At 68.4% G+C, this 17,675-nt stretch carries 20 protein-coding genes and 1 pseudogene; 17 read left to right on the top strand and 4 right to left on the bottom strand.

Translation table 11 applies throughout. The features are described 5' to 3' along the window. Positions 1-142 precede the first annotated feature (142 nt). The 7 genes and pseudogenes from IE302_RS41245 to IE302_RS41215 all read left to right on the top strand — a co-directional run bounded on the left by IE302_RS41245 (position 143) and on the right by IE302_RS41215 (position 6,399). The gene (locus IE302_RS41245) at positions 143-1,096 is read left to right on the top strand and encodes an ABC transporter substrate-binding protein (protein ID WP_229908316.1); all 954 of its coding nucleotides are present in this window, start codon (positions 143-145) and stop codon (positions 1,094-1,096) included. Positions 1,097-1,131: 35 nt separating this feature from the next. Next, complete coding sequence (locus tag IE302_RS41240; protein ID WP_229908314.1) at positions 1,132-2,160, top strand: FecCD family ABC transporter permease; 1,029 nt, start codon at positions 1,132-1,134, stop codon at positions 2,158-2,160. Then, positions 2,157-2,911: pseudogene (locus IE302_RS43295) on the top strand (ABC transporter ATP-binding protein). The gene IE302_RS41240 and the pseudogene IE302_RS43295 overlap by 4 nt, the downstream one beginning before the upstream one ends. A 90-nt stretch (positions 2,912-3,001) precedes the next feature. Next, positions 3,002-3,997: an ABC transporter substrate-binding protein gene (locus IE302_RS41230; protein ID WP_229908312.1), complete on the top strand. Its 996-nt coding sequence runs from the start codon at positions 3,002-3,004 to the stop codon at positions 3,995-3,997. 13 nt (positions 3,998-4,010) lie between these two features. After that, complete coding sequence (locus IE302_RS41225; RefSeq protein ID WP_191259892.1) at positions 4,011-5,105, top strand: FecCD family ABC transporter permease; 1,095 nt, start codon at positions 4,011-4,013, stop codon at positions 5,103-5,105. Beyond that, entirely contained in the window at positions 5,105-5,920 is an 816-nt protein-coding gene (locus tag IE302_RS41220) for an ABC transporter ATP-binding protein (protein ID WP_191259891.1), read from the top strand. Before IE302_RS41225 ends, IE302_RS41220 begins: the two co-directional genes overlap by 1 nt. A 65-nt stretch (positions 5,921-5,985) precedes the next feature. After that, positions 5,986-6,399, top strand: coding sequence for a Fur family transcriptional regulator (locus IE302_RS41215; protein ID WP_229908310.1), 414 nt, complete (start codon positions 5,986-5,988; stop codon positions 6,397-6,399). Positions 6,400-6,476: 77 nt separating this feature from the next. On the opposite strand, the gene IE302_RS41210 is transcribed toward IE302_RS41215, so the two are convergent. Beyond that, positions 6,477-6,770 (bottom strand): hypothetical protein, encoded by a 294-nt coding sequence (locus IE302_RS41210; RefSeq protein ID WP_191259890.1) that lies wholly within the window; start codon positions 6,768-6,770, stop codon positions 6,477-6,479. Positions 6,771-6,945: 175 nt separating this feature from the next. On the opposite strand from IE302_RS41210, the gene ykgO reads away from it, so the two are divergent. From ykgO to IE302_RS41195, 3 genes are all read left to right on the top strand, one after another. Next, positions 6,946-7,068 carry a type B 50S ribosomal protein L36 gene (ykgO, locus tag IE302_RS41205; RefSeq protein ID WP_191259889.1) on the top strand — a complete coding sequence of 41 codons (123 nt, stop codon included), beginning with the start codon at positions 6,946-6,948 and terminating at the stop codon, positions 7,066-7,068. Positions 7,069-7,094: 26 nt separating this feature from the next. Beyond that, entirely contained in the window at positions 7,095-7,949 is an 855-nt protein-coding gene (locus IE302_RS41200; protein ID WP_191259888.1) for a class I SAM-dependent methyltransferase, read from the top strand. Between the two features lie 386 nt (positions 7,950-8,335). Further along, positions 8,336-9,253 (top strand): hypothetical protein, encoded by a 918-nt coding sequence (locus IE302_RS41195; RefSeq protein WP_191259887.1) that lies wholly within the window; start codon positions 8,336-8,338, stop codon positions 9,251-9,253. A gap of 35 nt (positions 9,254-9,288) precedes the next feature. On the opposite strand, the gene IE302_RS41190 is transcribed toward IE302_RS41195, so the two are convergent. Beyond that, positions 9,289-9,906: a TetR/AcrR family transcriptional regulator gene (locus IE302_RS41190; RefSeq protein ID WP_229908308.1), complete on the bottom strand. Its 618-nt coding sequence runs from the start codon at positions 9,904-9,906 to the stop codon at positions 9,289-9,291. A gap of 76 nt (positions 9,907-9,982) precedes the next feature. On the opposite strand from IE302_RS41190, the gene IE302_RS41185 reads away from it, so the two are divergent. The 3 genes from IE302_RS41185 to IE302_RS41175 all read left to right on the top strand — a co-directional run bounded on the left by IE302_RS41185 (position 9,983) and on the right by IE302_RS41175 (position 12,538). After that, on the top strand, positions 9,983-11,473 hold the full coding sequence (locus tag IE302_RS41185; RefSeq protein ID WP_191259886.1) for a carboxylesterase/lipase family protein: 1,491 nt from the start codon (positions 9,983-9,985) through the stop codon (positions 11,471-11,473). 163 nt (positions 11,474-11,636) lie between these two features. Continuing rightward, the gene (locus IE302_RS41180; RefSeq protein ID WP_229908333.1) at positions 11,637-11,774 is read left to right on the top strand and encodes an iron chelate uptake ABC transporter family permease subunit; all 138 of its coding nucleotides are present in this window, start codon (positions 11,637-11,639) and stop codon (positions 11,772-11,774) included. Between the two features lie 32 nt (positions 11,775-11,806). Next, the gene (locus IE302_RS41175) at positions 11,807-12,538 is read left to right on the top strand and encodes a hypothetical protein (RefSeq protein WP_191259885.1); all 732 of its coding nucleotides are present in this window, start codon (positions 11,807-11,809) and stop codon (positions 12,536-12,538) included. A 143-nt stretch (positions 12,539-12,681) separates the two neighbouring features. Here the strand turns inward: IE302_RS41175 and IE302_RS41170 are convergent, their stop codons facing one another. Both IE302_RS41170 and IE302_RS41165 read right to left on the bottom strand, forming a co-directional pair. Continuing rightward, on the bottom strand, positions 12,682-13,317 hold the full coding sequence (locus IE302_RS41170) for an NADPH-dependent F420 reductase (RefSeq protein ID WP_191259884.1): 636 nt from the start codon (positions 13,315-13,317) through the stop codon (positions 12,682-12,684). Between the two features lie 33 nt (positions 13,318-13,350). Then, entirely contained in the window at positions 13,351-14,160 is an 810-nt protein-coding gene (locus tag IE302_RS41165; protein ID WP_191259883.1) for an inositol monophosphatase family protein, read from the bottom strand. Positions 14,161-14,286: 126 nt separating this feature from the next. On the opposite strand from IE302_RS41165, the gene IE302_RS41160 reads away from it, so the two are divergent. From IE302_RS41160 to chrA, 4 genes are all read left to right on the top strand, one after another. Beyond that, entirely contained in the window at positions 14,287-15,207 is a 921-nt protein-coding gene (locus IE302_RS41160) for a LysR family transcriptional regulator (protein WP_191259882.1), read from the top strand. Positions 15,208-15,302: 95 nt separating this feature from the next. Next, complete coding sequence (locus IE302_RS41155) at positions 15,303-16,073, top strand: arsenate reductase/protein-tyrosine-phosphatase family protein (protein ID WP_191259881.1); 771 nt, start codon at positions 15,303-15,305, stop codon at positions 16,071-16,073. Then, on the top strand, positions 16,070-16,441 hold the full coding sequence (locus IE302_RS41150) for a VOC family protein (protein ID WP_191259880.1): 372 nt from the start codon (positions 16,070-16,072) through the stop codon (positions 16,439-16,441). The genes IE302_RS41155 and IE302_RS41150 overlap by 4 nt, the downstream gene beginning before the upstream one ends. Continuing rightward, positions 16,438-17,649 (top strand): chromate efflux transporter, encoded by a 1,212-nt coding sequence (chrA, locus tag IE302_RS41145; protein WP_229908306.1) that lies wholly within the window; start codon positions 16,438-16,440, stop codon positions 17,647-17,649. The genes IE302_RS41150 and chrA overlap by 4 nt, the downstream gene beginning before the upstream one ends. Positions 17,650-17,675: the final 26 nt, after the last annotated feature.

The following is a 17,675-nucleotide window of genomic DNA, read 5'->3' as shown; positions in this document are numbered from 1 at the left end:
GTTATCATTTGCAATAGGCGAAAGGCGGTGTCACGCCTGGCTTCGCGAGTGCCGGTTCCGTTCGGTCCGCGCATGCTGTTAGATGTGATTATCGTTGTCATCTGCTGGGGTGTCGATGTCGCATCTTCTTCGGCTCAGTGCCGTGGCCGGTCTTCTGGCGGTCATCGCGGGCTGTGGTGCCACGGAGCCGGACGTCGCGGCAGGCGGGGTCACCATCGAGAACTGCGGCGTCCAGGTGCGCGTGGACAAGCCTCCGCAGCGGGCCGTCGCGCTGGATCAGGAAGTCACCGAGACGTTGCTGGCACTCGGCCTTCGCGATCGCATCGCCGGTACCGCTCTGCGATCCGGGCCGGTCGCGGAGGAATACCGCGCCGACTACGCGGCGATCCCGATGCTCAACCCGAAAGAACTGACGGGAGAGCAACTCCGGGCGGCCGACCCGGACTTCGCGGTGACCGCGTTCGTCAGCGACTTCACCCGCGAGCGCGTCGGTCCACGTGAGGAGTTCGCCACACTCGGGGTGCCGACCTACGTGAGTTCCGTGGACTGTCCGAAGTTCCTGCCCGGCAAGACCCCGTTCGAGCGGCTGTTCACCGACTATGAGAACTTCGGCAAGATCTTCGGGGTTCCCGACCGTGCCGCCGCCTTGATCGCCAAGCAGCGCGAGGTCGTCGCCGAGGCGGAGAAGGCGGGTGCGGCCCGGGCGGTCAAGCCGACCGTGGCCTACCTCTACTCCGTGTACAACGGTGCGCCATACGTGGCGGGAGGCAGTGGGCTTCCCGCCGACTTGAGCCGCATGCTGGGCGCCACCAACGTTTTCGCCGACGTCGACAGTGACTGGCCCGAGGTCGGCTGGGAACAGATCGCCGCGCGGAACCCGTCCGTCATCGTGCTCGGTGATCTGCCGGACCGCGGTGAAGAGGGCGATGCCGCCGAGGAGAAGATCCGGATTATGCGGGCGCATCCGGTGCTGTCGCAGCTGGATGCCGTCCGGGCAGGCCGGTTCATCGTCGTTCCCGGTCTCGAACTAGACGCCACGGTCCGCAGTGTGCACGCCCTCAAACTGATCAGCGACGGTCTGGCGAAGCTGGGGTGACCGCGTCAGGGAAACAGGTCCTGGACACTCCGGCGGTGACGGCCGGGACCCGGCGCACCGCGATGCCCACCTGGGTGCTGTTCACCATCGGTCTGGTGGCGCTGGTGCTTTCGGTCGGGCTCGCCGCCTGCGTCGGCGCCAACGACGTAGGCCTGCCGGAGATCGCCAGGGCGGTCGGGAGCAGGCTCGGCTTGCCCGTGGAGCCGTTGTCCCGCTTGCTCGATTCGCTGATCTGGCAGCTCAGGGTGCCCAGGGTGCTGCTGGCTGCCCTCGTCGGCGCGATGCTGGCCGTGTCCGGGACCGTGTTGCAGGGCCTGACCGGCAACGCGTTGGCCGATCCCTACCTGCTCGGTGTCTCCAACGGCGCTTCGGTCGGAGCCGTCGCGGTGACCCTGTTCGGGCTCGGTGCCGGCGCGCTCGGGTTGTCCGGCGGGGCGCTGCTGGGCGCGTTGCTGTCCTTCGGGTTGATGATGCTGTTGTTGCGCGGCGGGATGCGGACGGTCCGGATCGTGCTGACCGGCGTCGTCGTAGGTCAGCTCTTCGCCGCGCTGACCTCGTTGCTGATCATGGCGTCCGCGGACGCGGAGACCACCCGCGCGATCACTTATTGGCTGCTGGGTTCGATGACCTCGGCACGCTGGGACTCCGTCGTGCTCTGCGCGATCGCCTGTGCGGCCGGACTCGTGGGCTGCTGGACCCGGTCCCAGGCGCTGGACGCCTTCTCCTTCGGGGAGGACACCGCCGAGTCACTCGGGATCAGCGTGCGCACGACCAGGATCACCACGCTCGTCCTGACCGCGCTGCTGACCTCGGTCGCGGTGGCCTCGGTCGGGGCGGTCGGCTTCGTCGGCCTCATCGTCCCGCACGCCGCCCGGTTCATCGTCGGCCCCCGGCACCGGGTCCTCATGCCGTTCGCCGCCCTCACGGGGGCGGTGTTCCTGGTGTGGGCCGACGCGCTCGCCCGGGTCGCGCTGGCCCCCAGGGAGGTCCCGGTCGGCGTCGTCACCGCCCTGATCGGGGTTCCGCTGTTCCTGTTCATCCTGCGCAAACGGGGAGAGCTGTGAGAATCGACGCGGAATCCCTGCGCTGGGGTGTGCCCGCGAGGGTCATCGTCGACGATGTCGCGTTGAGCGTCGATACCGGCGAAGTGCTGGGCCTGGTGGGGCCGAACGGTTCCGGCAAGTCGTCACTGCTGCGCTGCCTGGCGGGCCTGCGCAAACCCCAAAGCGGGACCGTCCGCTACGGCGGCTCGGACATAGCGGACTGGGACAGCAAACGGATCGCTCGCCGCGTGGCCTTCGTCGATCAGTACACCGACACCGAGAGCGACCTCCTCGTCGCCGACGTCGTCGCGCTCGGCCGGACCCCGTTCCACTCGAACTGGCGGGGGCACGACCATCGTGACGACGCCGTCGTGAACGCCGCGCTGCGGCGGATGGGCTTGGCCGAATTGCGCGCCAGGCCGTGGAAAACCTCTCCGGCGGGGAACGTCAGCGCACGCACATCGCGCGCGCCCTCGCGCAGGAGCCTTCGGCCATCCTGCTCGACGAACCCACGAACCACCTCGACATCGCCCACCAGCTCGACCTCATGCGCCTGCTCGCCGGCGCCGGGCGGACCGCGGTCGTCGTCCTGCACGACCTGTCGCTGGCGGCGCGGTTCTGCGACCGGCTCGCGCTGATGAGCGAGGGCAGGGTGGTGACCTCGGGGCCCGCGCTCGACGTCCTGACGCCTGCCCGCATCGCGGAGGTGTTCGACGTCAAGGCGGAAGTCGAATCCGATCGTTTCGGTGACGCACGTATCTACTATCGGTGACCACCGTTCTGTTCCGCCCCAAGGCTCTTCGCTGACCGCGGGAGGCCTGCTATCGTGCGCTTAATGAAAATGAAATCGGGTATCAGTGTCATGAGCGCTGCTCTGCTGGTCGCGCTCGCAGGCTGCGGAGGCGGCTCCACCGACGCGAGCGGACAAGAAGCGGCGGCGGGACAGGGTGCGACGGCTTATCCGTTCAGCATCAAGAACTGCGGCGTCGACGTGACCTACGAGGCGGCGCCGAAGCGGGCGGTCACGATGAACCAGACCGCGGCAGAGATCCTCATCCACCTGGGCGTGGGGGACCGCGTCGTCGGATCGGGCTACGAGGTCTCGAAGGCGCCGGACGACATCGCCGAGCAGTACGAGAAGATCCCGATCCTGTCGGCGAAGAAGGAGACGATCAAGCACGAGAAACTGCTGGAGGCGCAGCCGGACTTCGTCTACAGCTCCTTCTCGAGTTTCCTCACGGCGGCGCAGGGCGGTGAACGGGACCAGCTGCACAAGCTGGGCGTGCCGACCTACGTGACCGAGTTCGACTGCACCTATCACGCCAGCGTGGCGAACGCGGATTTCCCGATGCTGTTCGAGGAATACCGCCGGCTGGCCAAGATCTTCGGCGTCCCCGCGGCGGGGGAGAAGCTGGCGACCGAACAGCAGGCCGTGGTGGACAAGGCGCTGGGCGAGGTCAAGAAGCGGGACACCCCGCTCAAGGTGATGTGGTTCTACTCCACCTACGCGGGAACGCCGTGGGCGGCCGGTCCCGGTGGGCTGCCTCAGCGCGTCTCCGAACTCGCCGGGGTCAAGAACATCTTCGACGACGCGCCGACCAAATGGGCCGAGGTGAGCTGGGACGAGGTCGCGGCCCGGAATCCCGACGTGATCATCCTGGCCGACCTGAGCCGGGGCGAGCCCAACGACACCGCGCAGGAGAAGATCGACCTGCTCAAGAAGGACCCGCTCACGAGCAAGCTCGGCGCCGTGGCGGGCAACCGGTTCATCACCATCCCCGGCTCGTACATGGATCCGAGCTACGGCAGTGTGCGGATGGTTCCGTCGCTCGTCGACGGCCTGAACAAAGTCCAGTGAGCGGACGGCCGCTATGACGAGCTCACCCAGCACCGCCGGGAGCGCCGGGAATCCGATCACGAACCGGAAGACCGTTCCGGCGCGCCCGCGGCGCACCTCGATGGCGGTCGTCTTCTTCGTGGCAGCCGCCGGGCTGTTCGTGTCGATCATCGTGACGTCCCTGTTCGGGAGCGCGAACGTCGGCCCGCTCGATGTCGTCTCCACGATCATGCGGCACGTCGGCCTCGGCGGGATCGCTCCGGCGCCGCCACTGCCGAAACTGCTGGACGCCCTGATCTGGGAGTCACGGTTCCCGCGGGTACTGCTCGCCGCCGGCGTCGGCGCGGCCCTGGCCGTCTCGGGCGCGGTCCTGCAAGCGATCACCCGGAACCCGCTGGCCGACCCCTACCTGCTGGGGGTCTCCTCCGGTGCCTCGACCGGCGCGGTGGTCGTTCTCTTGCTGGGCATCGTCAGCGGTGTCTCCCTGTCGACAGGGGCGTTCGTCGGCGGAATGGCCGCCTTCGGCCTGCTGCTGCTCCTGCTCGGCGGGGGACGGGTCTCCAGTCCCTCCCGCGTGGTGCTCACCGGCATGCTCGTGTACTGGTTCTTCTCCGCCGTCACCTCGCTCGTCCTCATGGTCAGCGGGGACGCGAACTCGACCCGGGGCTTCACCTACTGGCTGCTCGGCACTCTCGCGGGTGCCCGGTGGGAGGGGGTGACCGTCACCGTCGTGATCATCCTGATCGGGGTGCTGGCCATCCTGTTCTTCGCGCCGGCCCTGGACGCCTTCACCTTCGGCTGGGATTCCGCCGCCGCGCTGGGCGTCAACGTCACCGCGGTCCGCGTCTGGCTGATGGTGCTGACTTCGATCATCACGGCGGCCGCCGTGTCGGCCTCCGGTGCGATCGGCTTCATCGGGCTGCTCATCCCGCACGCCGTCCGCATCCTGGCGGGCCCGATGCACCGCTGCCTGCTCCCGCTGTCCGCGATCGTCGGCGCGATCTTCCTCATCTGGGTGGACACGTTCGCGCGGACCGCGTTCTCACCGCAGGAACTGCCCGCCGGCGTCGTCACCGCGCTGCTCGGCGCGCCCGTGTTCGCGCTGATCCTGAAGCGTCTGGAGACCTGATGGGCCGCATCACCGCCACCGAACTCTCCTGGTCGGTCAAGGGCCACCGGCTGCTGGACGGCATCGACCTGGCGGCGCCCGACGGGAAGATCGTCGGGTTGCTCGGTCCCAACGGGTCGGGGAAGTCCACCCTGCTGCGGTTGCTCGCCGGGCTGCGCCGCCCCGACAGCGGGTCGGTGCGCTACGACGACACCGGCCTGAGCGACCTCGGCCGCCGGGTGCTCGCCCGGCGGCTCGCCGTCGTCGAGCAGGACGTGACCGCGCACAACCACGTCAGCGTCCGTCAGGTGGTGGAGCTCGGCCGCACCCCTTTTCGCGGCCGCTTCGACGCCTTGACCGAAGACGATCTGCGGATCATCGACGCGGCGCTCGCGCGTGTCGACATCGCCGACAAGCAGCACCGGAGCTGGCACACCTTGTCCGGCGGGGAGAAACAACGCGTCCAGCTGGCCCGCGCGCTCGCCCAGGAGCCGAAAGAGATCCTGCTCGACGAGCCGACCAATCACCTCGACATCCGCCACCAGCTCGAACTTCTCGGCCTGTTGGGCACCCTGGACGCCACCTGCGTCGTCGCCCTGCACGACCTCAACCTCGCCGCCCGCTACTGCGACCACGTCGTCATCCTGGAACACGGACGGGTGGTCGCCGCCGGTGCACCCGAGGCCGTACTGACCGCCGAGCTGATCGAATCCGTCTACGGCGTCGACGTGCTCATCGACCATGAACCCGTCACCGGCACGCTTCGGATCACCTACCTGGCCGCAGGGAATGGAACAACCGCCGATCGGTACCGGCCCCGTCTTCCCGCGAGCTGACGGCTGGTCCCGGACCGGACGCTCTACTCTTGGCCGGAACCACCTGGCTGATCCATGGAGTCCCCGTGAGCACCAATCGTTCCGTCCCGGTCGTTCCCGGCAGGCGATCGACCCGGCAGCGGGCCGCGGTCGCGGCCTTGCTCGACGAGATCGACGAGTTCCGCTCCGCTCAGGACCTGTTCGAGCACCTGCGTGACCGGGGCGAGGAGGTCGGCCTGACCACGGTCTACCGGACACTGCAGTCGCTCGCCGACGCCGGCGAGATCGACACGCTGCGTTTCGAAAGCGGCGAGGCCTACTACCGCCGCTGTTCGCGCGGTCATCACCACCATCTCGTGTGCCGCGACTGCGGCCGCACCGTCGAGGTCACCGGCCCCGCGGTGGAGCGGTGGGCGAGCAGGATCGCCGCCGAGCACGGCTTCGTCGACGTCAGCCACTCGCTGGAGATCATCGGCCGTTGTGCCGCTTGCGCGGGCTGAAAGCGTCCTTTTCTCCGCTGAATTCGCAGGACGCGGCGTGTATCCCGCGCGGCGAAGCCCGGTTTCTCCGGTGCGGGTCAGTGTTCGTCGTAGTGGCCGTTGTGGGCGGCGTGGCGGTGCCCGTCGTGGATGTAGTCGACGTGGTCTCCGTGCGGGACCGCGACGTGGCCGCAGCCGTCGCCGTGGGTGTGCTCGGCGTGTTCGTGCGGTACGTGGTCGGTGGGGTCGCATTCGTCCCAGTGGCCGTCGTGCTCACGGTGCAGGTGTCCATCGTGGACGTAGTCGACGTGGTCTCCGTGTGGAACCGCGACGTGGCCGCAGCTGTCACCGTGGGTATGGGTGTGTGCCTGGTGTTCGGTGTGGACGGTCATCCCGCCGTCTCCTTTGTGGTCGGTTCGCGAGCCAATTCATAGGAACATGGCGATATGTCCTCGGCAACCCGGTGTAACCCACCAGTGCTTTAGTGAAAATGATAATCGTTATGTGTTAGGGTGGGGGTGTCGGCCCGGTGTGTCGAGAAACCGGGAGATCGCGGAGGGAGCTCGGATGAAGGTGCGGAAGTCGTTGCGTTCACTCAAGAACAAGCCGGGATCGCAGGTGGTGCGACGCCACGGGAAGACGTATGTGATCAACAAGAAGAATCCGAAGTACAAGGCTCGTCAGGGCTGAATTCCGGATCGGTGGGAGGGTGCTCGATGACCGAAGCCGCGACCTGGGAAGACGAACTGGCCACGGTCGAACGTGACGCGGCGGTGAGTGAGCCGATGGTGCGCCAGGCGGTCCGCTGGCTGGCGCGAACGCATCCGCTGGGAGACGGCTCCCTGGTGCTGGACGTGGGTTCCGGCCCGGGAAGTGCCACGGTGATCCTGGCCGAGGAGTTCCCGGACAGTGAGGTGATCGCGGTCGACCCCACCGTGGGGTTCACCGCCCGGGCGACCGCGCGGTTCGCCGAACACGGGCTGGGGCGGCGGGTGCGGGCCGGATATGGCGAGATCGGCACTTCTTCGCTGTCCGCGCTGGGCCCGGCCGATCTGGTGTGGTGCGCGCACGTCGTGCATCACCTTCCCGATCCGGTCGCGGCGCTGCGCGAACTGTCGTCACTGCTCGTGCCGGGGTCGGGTGTGCTGGCCGTGGCGGAAGGCGGGTTGTCCGCGCGGTTCCTGCCCGGCGGTTACGGCGTCGGGAATCCCGGCTTCGTGAGCAGGCTGGAGGCGGCGCTGAGCGACCACTTCGTCGGTTCGTGGTCGCTCACCGGTGCCGCAGTGGGTGGCGGCCGGGACTGGCCACTGCTGCTCGCGGACGCCGGTCTCCGCCATCGTGTGACACGGACCTTCCTTCTCGACCTGCCCGCCCCCGCCAGTCCCGAAGTTCGCGGTCACGTGGTCGATCGGTTCACCCGGATCCAGCGGCTCGTCGGCCCCGCACTGTCCGAAGAGGACAGTGCGGCGTTGGCACGGCTGCTCGACCCCGCCGACCCGGTCGCCCTCGTCAACCGGCCCGACCTCTTCGTGCTCCAGGCCACCACCTGGCATCTGGGCAGCCGGATTTAGGACGGTCAAGGCAACCGTGGCGTGTTCGGTACAGGGGGTCGTGAGTGGCAAGTGTCGTTAGAACGACCCGAAACACTCACGACCACCCACACCGACGTCTCAAAGGATGTGCCTGTCGGCGGACGAGTCCCCTTCACCTCGCTCGTCCCCGCCGGGCGTCGGTCCGACATCCGAGTGGCGGGTAGGCATGCACATTGATGACGACATTCACCACCTGTAGGTGTCTTTCAGGCAACCATGTCCTGTTGTGTGCGGCGTGCTCCGGTGGTCACGGTCGAGTCGAGCAAGGCTTCAAGATCAGAATTAGTTTACCTGCCATAAGTCGGGTCACACAGTTGTCAATTCAACGCCTGCTCACGTCGTTGTCAGGGTGGTAGCCTGTTTCGATGGGAGCCGATGACGCAGTCAGCAATCCCGAACGTGACCGCGGGAAGATCGGTTTATCCGCGGATCTTCTCGAGTTCACGATGCCCAGGCCGCCAGACGGCAGGCCGGGGGACATGGCATCATTTACCGTCGATGCTTGCCTCGAACTTGCAAAGGCATCGAAAGCCTTCAGTGCGGCCGCCGCTACCGGCGGGGGAAGTGTGCTTTTCATCGGTATCGGCGTGGTGGCCAAGAGGATCGCCCGAGGCGCCGTCTTTGAAGCCGGGATTTCGAACACGCTTTCCCTGTTCGCGGACGGGCAAATCGACGCGGCGAAACAAGCGCTTTCCGATGCGCAAAATGAAACCGGTGAACAGCAGCGTCACGACCGCCTGCTGGTGGCCGAAGGCCATCTTACCGGCGCGTATGCGATGCTTGTCCGTGACATAGAGAAGAACGTTGGTAAGAAGACGCCTTCCAGTCCGGGCAAGAGAGCTGATGCGCTCCGTGCACTGTATGTCAACGCCATGGCCGCCGCGGCGACCACTGCCTCGATTCTCAGGGAGCAAGGGTCTCGCAATGTGGTGAGATGGGCTGATAACGCAGATAGGCACCTTGCGGCTTTCGGCGACTTCACCGCGCATCTGTACGGGAAGGACCGTGATTCACTTCCGGCCGCGGAGCGAGAATTCGAAGCGACCAGGATGACACCGGGAAAAGTTATCGCCGATATGGGCAAGGTGGGGATCTCGGTTGCAACTTTGCTGCTGGCGAAGGGTCGGCATTTCATGCCGCCGCCACAGCTGAATGTCGATCGGGCGACAAGCGCGAGTATTCGATTGGAAGCCTGTCGTGTCGCCAAAAAGGAAATGGATACTCTGGCCCGGATTCGATCCCCCTATGCGGAGCTCAAAGCATGGTGGCTGGAGTCGGCGTAGCCGATCCTGTTCGGTTGGCCCCTGTCTGGGGCGGGTCACGTGTTCCTGAACAGCCGGTCCAGATGCACGTCGATCGCGGCGAGCGCGTCCTGAGGCTCGATCACGTCGAGTTCGATCAGGGAGGTGAAGCCGGTGAGGGCGAGGAGCAGGTTGGCTTCGGTCGCCGGGTCGCGGCCGGAGTCGATGTGCCCGTCGGCGATCGCCTGGCGGACCGACTGCTCGACGAGGGCCCGCCCTCGGACGAGGCCGCGGCGCGCCTGCTCGTGCACGGCCTCGTCGTGCAGCGCCTCCAGGACGTAGGCGGCGCTCATCCGGCTGGTCGCGCGGGCGTCGGCATGCAGGGGGAGCATTTCCGCGAGCGTCAGCCGCAGCACGTCACGGGGGTGCGGACGGTCGCCGAGTTTTTCGAGCCCCTGGTGTACGCGCGCCGAGGTCTGCTCGGACGCGAAATCCATGGCGAAGGAGAGCATGGCGGTCCGGGAGGCGAAGTAGTGCTGCAGCTGCCCGAGTGACATGCCCGCCTCCTGCGCCACCACGCGCATCGTCAGGTGTGTTACGCCGCGCTGCTCCACCACCCGCCAAAGCGCGCGGGCGATCGCTTCGCGGCGTCCGCGGTGATCCACCTGTTTCGGCATCGCCGGCCCTTTCCTCATGCCCGGGACTGTTCCAATACAGTTGACATAATACACCTGACCCATAATCCTGGGCCGCCCGAGGGAAGGAATCGTCATGTCCGAACAGCCGAAGGTGCGGACCACGGAAGGCGTTGTGCAGGGGCGCCGACGACAGGGGCACGCGGTGTTCCGCGGTATCCCCTACGCCCAGCCCCCGGTGGGAGCGCTCCGCTTCGCCGCGCCCGCGCCGCCGCACCGCTGGGAGGGGACGAGGCAGGCGGTCGAGTTCGGCCCCGTGGTGCCGCTGTCCCTGCCGATCGACGTGCCCCCGCAGGGCACCGACTGGCTGACGCTCAACGTCGGCACTCCGGATCCCGGCGCGGCGGGACTGCCGGTGCTGGTGTGGATCCCCGTGGGCGGCTACCTCTCGGCGGCGTCGAGCGACCCGATGTACGACCCGGCGGCGCTGGCCGAAGCGGGAGTCGTCGTCGTGACCATCAACTGTCGCGTGGGCGCGGAGGGATTCGCGTTCCTCGACGACGTGCCGCCCAACCGCGGATTCCTCGACCAGATCGCGGCGCTGGAGTGGGTGCAGCGCAACATCGCGGGCTTCGGGGGCGACCCCGGCCGGGTCACCGTGGGCGGGGTGTCCGCCGGGGCGGGCTCGGTCGCCGCCCTGCTGACGATGAAGTCCGCGCGCGGCCTGTTCCGGCGGGCCATCGCCCATTCGGTGCCGGGACTGCACAGCACCCCCGCGCTGGGACGGCAGGTCACCGCCGCGTTCGCGGACCGGCTCGGCTCGGCGGCCCCCACCGCCGAGGTCCTGCGCGACATCGACCCGTGGCGCCTGGCCGCCGAGCTCACCTCCTTCAACGCCGGCCTCCACGCGCACCGGGAGAACTGGGGACGCCTGACGGAGGCCGGCACCGCGCTGTGTCCCGTCGTCGACGGGGAGGTCCTCCCGGAAACGCCTTGGCCCGCGCTGACCGGCGCGCGAGCGAGCGGGACCGAACTGCTCGTCGGTCATGCCCGGGACGAATTCCGGTACTTCAGCGTCGTCAGCGGACGGTATGGCACCTTCACCGAGGAGGACGCCCACGCGGCCCTGGAACTGCAAGCCCCGCAGCCGGACGGCGCGCGCGCCTACCGTGCCGCGTTCCCGCAGGCGGGTCCGGAGGAACTGGTGGAAACGGTGTACTCCGACGCTCTTTTCCGCATGCCGTCACAGAAGCTGGCCGAGGCGAACGCCGCAGCCGGCGGCACCTCGTACCTGTTCGAACTGTGCTGGGTCGCCCCCGCCCTCGGCGGCATCCTGGGTGCCTGTCACAGCCTCGACGTGCCCCTGGCGTTCGGCACGCTGGACAGCCCCGTCGGCACCCAGCTCATCGGCGAGGAGCCCACCCCTGAGGCCGTCGCGCTCTCCCGCGAACTCCAGGAGGCGTGGGTCCGCTTCGTCACCACCGGCGACGCGGGCTGGTCCGCTCACCGGCCCGGCGGGCACCTCACTCGCGTCCTGGACACCGAGTCGAAGACTCTGCCCTACCCCGAACAGGCATCCCGCCAGATCTGGGAAGGCCACTTCCCCGCTCCCTTCGATCTCTCGTAATCGTCCGGGGCCGGTCGACCTTGCGCGGACGCCGGTTGCCTGTCGAGCGAGTCTCCGCCGATCGCGGATCCGCGCCGGACGGCAGTTCTTCCGCCCTGTGTCGTCCTCCAGCGCATCGAGCTGGAGTGGCGTGTGGCCAAGCGCACCGAAGGGAAGTGGTCCGATGATCCGTTCGGATCTGGCGCTGGCGTTCGTCGTGGTGATTGTGCACGACCTGCGGATGCCGCGCACGATGCTGGGAGTGTGTGTCGGGGTGGCGCTCGGCCTGGCGGGCGCGCTGACGCGAAACCCGCCACCGTGACGCGAAGAGTTTATGTCCACTGTGGACTTAACTTGGCGTCGAAGCTGTTCTGTTCAACGCTTAATAGCCCGATCGGGCATCGACTCCTGCCCTCTAACCCGCCGTTCGGACCGGTCGGCGAACGCCGCGAGCTCGCTACCTTTGTGGCGCACCACCGTCATTCCACACGAGAAAGACCGGGGAAAATGGGGAAAATCCGAAAGTCCACCCGCACCCGCGGGAGACTGCTCGCCACCGCTGCGATCCTGGCACTGCTGGCGCCGCTGGGTATCGGGACGGCACAGGCCGGCCTCATGTCCTACCAGGACGGTTACGAATTCAATCCCTCGGCGAAATGGTCCATCGCCGGCAGTCACTCCTCCGGCGGCGGGTTCAATATCAACATTCCCAGCAGCGCTCGCACCGGCAACAACTCTGGCTGGCTCGGCGTGCAGCCGGGAGGGTGGGCCTACCAGCAGATCGAGATACCCACCGGATCGGTTTCGGGCCGCCCGGACACCGAATGCGCCGCCGCGATCTGGATCAAGCCCATGGTGATACGGCAGGAAGTGGCCATCGAAATCTGGGACCGCAACGGCAACCAGCTCTACCGCAGGCTCTCCGAGCACGCCGGCAGTGAGAACTACCAGCAGATCTACACCGACCGCTGGACGCTGGGAAGCCGGACCTCCGTGTTCGTCCGGATCGTCGACTACGGCACCACCGGGCAGGGCGGCACCATCCGCCTCGACGACCTGGTCTTCCAGTGCTACTTCATCGGGTGAGGTGAGACCGGCCGAGTTCCGGCGTGGGAGGGGATGACACCGGCCCCTCCCACCCCGCGGCATCACGGGTTCTGCACGGCACCTTCGACGTTCCGATGGACCGCTCTTCTGCCGATCGCGCCATCGCGTTCCTGCCCTTGGATTCAGCGGGCGAGGGAGACGGCGAAGGGGGTGAAGCCGTTGCGGCGCAAGATGTGCGGGACGACGAGGATCATGGCTTCGGTGGCGCGGGCGGTGGTGATGTCGCCGAGGTCCTCGATCCAGGCGGGATCCCAGCCCAGCTCCGCGAGCAGCCCGGCGACGGTTTTCTTGGCCTTTTCGTCGTTTCCGGAGAGATAGGCGGTGGGCGGGGAGGTCAGCGCGTCCGGTGCGGTCATGACCATGAACAGCATGGTGTTGAGGGTTTTGACGACCTGGGTGCCGGGCAGGGCGGTTTGGAGCTGTTCGGCGAGACTGCCGCCGGGATAACACAGAGCGCCGGGCAGACCGTCGGCCGCGTCGTGGGTCGCGTTGGAGACGTCGATGAGGATCTTGCCCGCGAGTTCGGCGCGCAGTGCGGTGAGCCGCTCCAGCGTGCTGTCGCCGGGGGTCGCGTTGATCACGATGTCCGCGGTGCGGGCGGTGGTCGCGTGATCGGCGTGGCGGATCCCTGCGGGTGCCGCGGCTGTCTCGTCGCCGGCCTCGCGGCGGCCGAGGGTGACGTGGTGGCCCGCCGCGGCCAGGGCGCGGGCGAGGTTCGTGCCGACGCGACCTGAGCCGAGGACGCCGATGTCGGTCATGGTGGGTTCTCCTTTGTGACTGGGACGAACTGGTCAGATCGCGGAAAGGACATCGAGCGCGGCGGCGTGCACGCCGGGGCCGGCGGCGAGGAAGTCGCGGCCTGCCGCGTTCCAGGGCTTGCCGTCCAGGTCGGTGACGGTGCCGCCGGCCTCGGTGACCAGCAGGGCGCCGGCGACGAGGCCGGAGCGGACGTCGGAGAACTGCCAGAAGGCGTCCATGCGTCCGGCGGCGACCTGGATGAGCTGCAGCGTGGCCGGGACGGACACGCGCACGACGAGGCCGGCGGTGAGCATGGCGGTGACCGATTCGCCGATCCGGCGGAAGGTCTCGGTGCTCTCGCCCGGCCTGGCCTGGCCGGTGCCGATCAGCGCGGCACCCAGGTCGCTCTTGGCCGAGACGCTCAGGGCACGGCCGTCGAGGTGGGCGCCACCACCGGCGGTGGCGGTGTACGTTTCGCCGGTCAGCGGGAGGTGAACGACCGTGAGGATGGGCTGGTCGTCGCGCACCAAAGTGGCGGTGACGGCCCAGTCCGGCATGCCGTGGACGTGATTGACGTTGCCCTCGGCCGGGTCGACGATCCACCACTCGCCCGGCGGGAGTGCCCCTCCCGCCAGTTCGTCCTCGGCCCACTGCGAGCCCGGCCTCGCCTGGAGCAGCGGTTCCCGCATGACGGCGAGGACCGCCTCGTCATTCGCGTAGATCTCGCCGACGACCTCCTTCAGGCTCACGCCTCGGGCATGGGTCGTGTAGCGCTCCCGCAGGGTGACTCCGGCGTCCTTCACCACGGCGGTCACCGCGGGCAACAGCGTCGCGTCGAGGTCGAAAGGCATGGCTGTGCTCATGGCCGTACTCCTTGGTTTCAGGGGAAACGGGGCGGCAGTGAGTGCTTTCCTCGGCCCCGCACTTCGAACTTAGAGACCTCGGCCATTAACAACAAGTGCATGTATCGCACTTATACAATTACCGACATGCAACTGGATTTGAACCTGCTCACCGCTCTCGACGCCTTGCTGGAAGAGGGCAGCGTGGCCGGGGCCGCGGCTCGCCTGCATGTCACCGCACCGGCGATGAGCCGTTCACTGGGCCGCATCCGCAAAGCCACCGGCGACGAGATCCTCGTCCGCACCGGACGCCACATGACACCCACGACCCGTGCGGTGGCCATGCGCACCGAAGTCCACGCCCTGGTGCGGCAGGCACACCACTTGCTGTCGGCTCAGGCGGAACTCGACCTGGCGACGTTGGATCGGGTGTTCACCGTCCGCTGGCACGACGCTCTCACCACCGCCTGCGGAACCGCCCTGATCGCCGCGGTGCACCGCCAGGCTCCTGGCGTGCGGCTGCGTCTCACCGCCGAACCCGGCGACGACACCCCCGAGCTGCGTCGAGGCGAGGTCGACCTCGCTTCCAGTGCCGGCCCGCCGTCCCTGCCCGACCTCCGGCACCACCTCGTCGGTCATGACCGGCTCGCCGTCGCCGTCCGCCCTGGCCACCCGCTCACCGAGCTGCCCGCGACCGCCGAGCGGTACGCGGCGGCCGAACACCTCACCGTCTCCCGGCGCGGACGCCTGCGCGACCGGATCGACGACGCTCTCGCCGCGCTCGGGCACGAGCGACACGTCATCGCCTCCGCCCCCACCACGGCCACCGCCCTGCAGCTCGCCCGGGACACCGACCTCGTGGTCACCCTGCCCGAGGCGGCCACCCGTGCCGCCCGCCACCACCTCGGCCTGGTCACCCTGCCGCTGCCACTCGAACTTCCCGACGTACCCCTGCACCTGCTCTGGCACCAGCGGCACCACGACGACCCCGCCCACCGCTGGCTACGCGACACAGCCACTGAAACCCTGCGAACCCTCTTCGCTCCGTCTCCCGCCTCCGACCAGTAGCCGAATGGCGGACGTGTTTCCGGTGTCCACAGGGGACAGCCGAGGGTCCGTCGTGCTCACCTGACGCCGGGGTCTGGATATATCAACCTGGGTTGATGTATCTTCGGCGCGTGGTGACCGTCGAGATGCACGAACCGCCGCCGTTCGTACGGCTGGCGAGTGATCCTCTGCGCTGGCGGCTGCTGCGCGAGTTGTCGCACGGCGACCGCCGGGTGCGGGAGCTGGTGGAAGCGGTCGGGCAGCCGCAGAACCTGGTGTCCTATCACTTGCGCAAGCTGCGGGCGGCGGAGCTGGTCACGGCGCGGCGGAGCAGTTTCGACGGTCGTGACACCTACTACCACCTCGATCTGGGGCGGTGCGCCGTCGCGCTCGCCGAGGCGGGGAGTTCGCTGCATCCCGCTCTCGCACCGGACGCCGCGAACGCGACGAGAGCCGCGTCCCGGATCAAGGTGCTGTTCGTGTGCACCGGAAACAGTGGCCGGTCGCCGATGGCCGAGGCGCTGCTGCGGCACCGAGCAGGTTCGACGGTCGAGGTGTCCAGCGCGGGCAGTCATCCGAAGCCGTTGCATCCCGGCGCGGTGCGCGCCCTCGCCGAGCGCGGTATCGCACTGGAGCACGAACCGTCCCATGTGGACGGTCTTCGGCGTCGGCGATTCCATTGGGTGATCAGCTTGTGCGACCGCGTCCGCGAGGTCTGCCCGGAGTTTCCCGGGCACCCGCGCCTCGTCCATTGGAGCCTGCCCGACCCGGCCAAGGAAACCGATGACGCGGGTGGAGCCTATCCGGCGTTCCGTCGCCTCGCCGGCGAATTGGACCGCCGGATCGGGTTCCTGACCGCCCGGATCGATGAGGTGAAAACCCGATGACCCAGGAATTGGTGAGTGTGCGTTACCTGGTCGACGACGTCGAGTTCTACACCCGGAACCTGGACTTCGCCGTGCGCACCAGCGCGCTGCCGGCGTTCGCCGATGTGGTACGCGGGAATCTCCGGCTGCTCCTCAGCGGCCCGGCCAGCTCGGCGGGCCGTCCGATGCCGGACGGGACGAAACCGGGACCGGGCGGCTGGAACCGCATCCACCTCATCGTCGACGACATCGACGCCGAAGTCTCCGGACTGCGCGCCGCGGGCGTCGAGTTCCGCAGCGACGTCGTCACCGGCCCCGGCGGCCGCCAGATCGTTTTCGACGATCCCGCCGGCAATCCGGTCGAGCTGTTCCAGCCCGCCGCCCGATGACGGCACAGCCCGATCGGGAGGACACGACGCCAGGAAAGTCCACAAAGGACGAATACGCGGCGAGCCTGGGGACCGTGCTGCGGGAATGGGGCCGGATCGGCTGCATCGGCTTCGGTGGCCCGCCCACCCACATCGCCCTGCTCCGCAAGCTGTGCGTGCAGCGCCGGGGCTGGCTGTCGGACCAGGAGTTCGAGGACGCGATCGCCGCCTGCAACCTGCTGCCCGGCCCCGCGTCGACCCAGCTGGCGATCTTCACCGCGTGGCGGGTGCGTGGCCGCGCCGGAGCCCTGGCCGGAGGTGCGGCGTTCATCCTGCCCGGTCTCGTCGTGATCCTGGCGCTGGCCGCGCTGTTCCTCGCCGGGTCCCCGCCCGCCTGGGTTCGCGGCGCGGGAGCGGGTGCGGGCGCGGCTGTCGCGGCCGTGGCGGTGCACGCGGGAGCAGGCCTCGTCCCGGCAGGATGGCGGCGTGCCGCCACCACCGGCCGCGTACGCTGGGTCCTGTACGTCCTCGCGGGTGTCGCGTCGGCCGCTCTGCTCGGCCCGTGGCTGGTGCTCGTTCTGCTGGGCTGCGGCATGATCGAACTGACCGTGAACCGCGCACGCCGCGGCGAGCCGGGCACCGCCCTGCTGGCCGTTCCCGCACAGTCCTTGGCCGCCGCGGCCGCGGGCGCCGGGGTGTTCGCTTCGGTGGCGTGGGTGGCGCTCAAAGTCGGGATGCTGTCCTACGGCGGCGGCTTCGTGATCATCCCGTTGATGCAGGACGACGCGGTGAACACCTACCACTGGATGACCGCCGGGCAATTCCTCAACGCGGTCGCGCTCGGGCAGGTCACCCCGGGTCCGGTGGTGCAGACCGTCGCGGTCGTCGGTTATGCCGCGGCCGGTCTCACCGGCGGGATCCTGGCCTCCCTGGTCGCCTTCACGCCGTCGTTCCTGTTCATCCTCTTCGGCGCCAAGCACTTCGACCGGTTCCGCGGAAACCCGAACGTGCGGGCCTTCCTCGACGGCGCCGGTCCGGCCGCGGTCGGCGCGATCCTCGGCTCCGCGATCCCGCTCGCGCTCAGCCTGACCCAGGCATGGCAATACGCCGTCCTCGCCGGTGCCGCGATCCTGCTGCTCGTGTTCCGGCGCGGCGTCGTGACCACGATCCTCGCCGCGGCCGGTGCCGGAACCGTGATCGCGCTCACCGGGGCGCTCCTGCCGAGCTGACGCGGGTTTCCCGCCGCGACCTGGCC

The organism is Amycolatopsis oliviviridis, from assembly GCF_014654365.1.
GTDB classification, from domain to species: Bacteria; Actinomycetota; Actinomycetes; order Mycobacteriales; family Pseudonocardiaceae; genus Amycolatopsis; species Amycolatopsis oliviviridis.
Note: the sequence above shows the minus strand (reverse complement) of the source record. Positions and strands in the feature narration are given on the sequence as shown.